Origin of the sequence: Streptomyces durbertensis (assembly GCF_014156695.1) — a bacterium.
GTDB classification, from domain to species: domain Bacteria; phylum Actinomycetota; class Actinomycetes; order Streptomycetales; family Streptomycetaceae; genus Streptomyces; species Streptomyces durbertensis.
Genome location: NZ_WMLF01000610.1, coordinates 1 through 2,448, shown reverse-complemented (window position 1 = coordinate 2,448; position 2,448 = coordinate 1). Strand labels below are relative to the sequence as shown.

General features: G+C 73.9%; 2 protein-coding genes. Both read left to right on the top strand.

Annotated elements, in window-relative coordinates; translation table 11 throughout:
- Nucleotides 1-141: 141 nt before the first annotated feature.
- Entirely contained in the window at nucleotides 142-1,644 is a 1,503-nt protein-coding gene (miaB, locus tag GL263_RS25050) for a tRNA (N6-isopentenyl adenosine(37)-C2)-methylthiotransferase MiaB (RefSeq protein ID WP_182858020.1), read from the top strand.
- 91 nt (nucleotides 1,645-1,735) lie between these two features.
- Complete coding sequence (locus tag GL263_RS25045) at nucleotides 1,736-2,446, top strand: class III extradiol ring-cleavage dioxygenase family protein (RefSeq protein WP_182858019.1); 711 nt, start codon at nucleotides 1,736-1,738, stop codon at nucleotides 2,444-2,446.
- Nucleotides 2,447-2,448: the final 2 nt, after the last annotated feature.

Here is a 2,448-nt window from a genome sequence, read left to right as displayed (position 1 = left end):
TCGGAGATCTGTATAAGAGACAGGCCTGGCACCCGCCGGCCCCACCGGCAACGCCCGTTGCACGGGACGCTCGGCCGGCCGGCGGGGGAGTTGTCCACAGGGCGGAGCGGGCCGGTTCCGGGAACGCCTACCCTTGTGTGCATGACCGCGCAGGACACCCAGGGCCGAAGCTACGAGATCCGCACCTTCGGCTGCCAGATGAACGTGCACGACTCCGAGCGGATGGCCGGCCTCCTGGAGGACGCCGGCTACGTCCGCGCGCCCGAGGGATCGGAGGGCGCCGACGTCGTCGTGTTCAACACGTGCGCGGTCCGGGAGAACGCCGACAACCGCCTCTACGGCAACCTCGGCCAGCTCGCCCCCCGGAAGGCGTCGCGCCCCGGTATGCAGATCGCCGTCGGCGGCTGCCTGGCGCAGAAGGACCGGGACACCATCACCAGGCGGGCGCCCTGGGTCGACGTCGTCTTCGGCACCCACAACGTGGGCAAGCTGCCCGTGCTGCTGGAGCGGGCCCGGGTGCTGGAGGAGGCGCAGGTCGAGATCGCCGAGTCGCTGGAGGCGTTCCCCTCCACGCTGCCCACCCGCCGGGAGAGCGCGTACGCCGCCTGGGTGTCGATCTCCGTCGGCTGCAACAACACCTGCACGTTCTGCATCGTGCCCGCGCTGCGCGGCAAGGAGAAGGACCGCCGCCCGGGCGACATCCTGAACGAGATCGAGACGCTGGTCGGCGAGGGCGTCACGGAGATCACCCTGCTCGGCCAGAACGTCAACGCCTACGGCAGCGACATCGGCGACCGCGAGGCGTTCAGCAAGCTGCTGCGGGCCTGCGGCCGGATCGAGGGACTCGAGCGCGTCCGCTTCACCTCCCCGCACCCCAGGGACTTCACCGACGACGTCATCGCCGCCATGGCGGAGACAGACAACGTGATGCCGCAGCTGCACATGCCGCTGCAGTCCGGCTCCTCCCGGGTGCTGAAGGCGATGCGCCGCTCCTACCGCCAGGAGCGGTTCCTGAGCATCATCGAGAACGTGCGCGCCGCGATGCCGGACGCCGCCATCTCCACCGACATCATCGTCGGCTTCCCCGGCGAGACCGAGGAGGACTTCCAGGAGACCCTGCACGTCGTGCGGGAGGCGCGGTTCGCGCAGGCGTTCACCTTCCAGTACTCCAAGCGGCCGGGCACCCCCGCCGCCGAGATGGACGGCCAGATCCCGAAGGCCGTCGTGCAGGAGCGCTACGAGCGGCTGGTCGCCCTCCAGGAGGAGATCTCCTGGGAGGAGAACAAGAAGCAGGTCGGCCGGACGCTGGAGCTGATGGTCGCCGAAGGCGAGGGCCGCAAGGACGACGCCACCCGCCGGCTGTCGGGCCGCGCCCCCGACAACCGCCTGGTGCACTTCACCCGGCCCGACGAACCGGTCCGCCCGGGCGACATGGTCACCGTCGACATCACCTACGCCGCCCCGCACCACCTGCTCGCCGAGGGTCCGACGCAGCGCGTGCGGCGGACGCGGGCCGGCGACGCGTGGGAGGCCCGGCAGGCCGCCCCGGAGCAGGGCGGCGCGGGCGGCGTGCTGCTCGGCCTCCCCAAGGTGGGCGTCCCCGAGCCGCTGCCGCCGGCCGTCGACGGCTGCGCCGCCCGCTGACCGCCGCGGCGCCCGGGCGTCGCACCCCTCACGTGCCGCCGGGTGGCGGTGCGGGGCCGCGCGACGGCCGATGAGCGCCTAGGCTTCGATCATGCTTGTCGCCGCTGCCATGTGTCCCTGCCCGCCGCTGCTGGTACCCGAGTTGGCCTCCGGCGCGGCCGGAGAACTGGACGAGGCGCGGACGGCGTGCGCGGACGCCCTGTCCGTGGTCGCCGCCGCCCGTCCCGACGTGCTGCTCGCCGTCGGGCCGGTGGAGTCGGCCGAGGAGGCGGGGGAGTACCCGGCGGGCAGCCGTGGCGGCTTCGCCGCGTTCGGCGTCGATCTCGGCGTCGCGCTGGGGGAGGGGCCGGGCGGCCCGCGTCCGCTGCCGGCGTCCCTCGCCGTCGCCGGAACGCTGCTGGAACGCGTGTCGTGGAGCACCGCGCCCGCCGTCGGCCACGGGGTCTTCCGGGAGGCGTCCGGAGACGAGTGCGCCGCCGCGGGCCGTGAGCTGGCCGCCTGCGGCGAGCGGGTCGCCCTGCTGGTCATGGGGGACGGCAGCGCGTGCCGCACCCTGAAGGCGCCCGGCTACCTCGACGAGCGCGCCGCCGACTTCGACGCGGCGCTCGCCCGGGCCCTGGGCGCGGCGGACGCCGCCGCGCTGGCCGACCTGGACGCGGGCCTCGCCGCCGATCTCCTGGTGTCCGGACGCGCCCCCTGGCAGGTGCTCGCGGGTGCGGCGTCCGGCGCGGACCTCGGTGGCGAACTGCTGTACGACAACGCCCCTTACGGGGTGGGGTACTTCGTCGCGGCCTGGTCGTAGGC

Bases quoted from the DNA above. Each gene is read 5' to 3' on its own strand.
- miaB (WP_182858020.1), top strand. From the start codon at position 142: ATGACCGCGCAGGACACCCAGGGCCGAAGCTACGAGATCCGCACCTTC.
- GL263_RS25045 (WP_182858019.1), top strand. From the start codon at position 1,736: ATGCTTGTCGCCGCTGCCATGTGTCCCTGCCCGCCGCTGCTGGTACCC.